The organism is Microbispora corallina (assembly GCF_016863035.1).
In the GTDB taxonomy this organism is placed as follows: domain Bacteria; phylum Actinomycetota; class Actinomycetes; order Streptosporangiales; family Streptosporangiaceae; genus Microbispora; species Microbispora corallina.
Window position 1 is genome coordinate 1 of the sequence record NZ_BOOC01000108.1, and the last position, 794, is coordinate 794.

At 68.3% G+C, this 794-nt stretch carries 1 protein-coding gene; it reads left to right on the top strand.

All coding sequences use genetic code 11. The features are described 5' to 3' along the window. A partial coding sequence (locus tag Mco01_RS38745; RefSeq protein WP_504739639.1) for an RNA polymerDNA-directed RNA polymerase subunit B occupies positions 1-794 on the top strand: 794 nt, incomplete at both ends.

Below are 794 nucleotides of genomic sequence, written 5' to 3' on the forward strand. Positions count from 1 at the left end.
TCGCTACAAGATCAACAAGAAGCTCGGGGTGGCTTCGGAGATCACGCAGGGCACCCTGACCGAGGACGACGTCGTCGCCACGATCGAGTACATCGTGCGCCTGCATGCGGGCGAGGAGTCGATGCCCGGGGCCGGCGGCGAGGTGATCGTCGAGATCGACGACATCGACCACTTCGGCAACCGGCGTCTGCGCAGCGTCGGCGAGCTCATCCAGAACCAGGTCCGGCTGGGCCTGGCCCGGATGGAGCGGGTCGTCCGCGAGCGCATGACGACGCAGGACGTCGAGGCGATCACGCCGCAGACCCTGATCAACATCCGCCCGGTGGTGGCGTCGATCAAGGAGTTCTTCGGCACCTCCCAGCTGTCGCAGTTCATGGACCAGATCAACCCGCTGGCCGGGCTGACGCACAAGCGGCGCCTGAACGCGCTGGGCCCGGGTGGTCTGTCCCGTGAGCGCGCGGGCTTCGAGGTCCGCGACGTGCACCCCTCGCACTACGGCCGGATGTGCCCGATCGAGTCGCCGGAGGGCCCGAACATCGGCCTGATCGGCTCGCTGGCCTCCTACGGCCGGCTCAACGCGTTCGGCTTCGTCGAGACGCCGTACCGCAAGGTCGTCGACGGCAAGGTGACCGACCAGATCGACTACCTGACCGCCGACGAGGAGGACAGGTACGTCAAGGCGCAGGCCAACACGGCGCTCAACCCGGACGGCTCGTTCGCCGAGGCCCGCGTCCTGGTGCGCACCAAGGGCGGCGAGACCGAGCTGGCCCGTGCCGAGGAGGTCGACTACATCG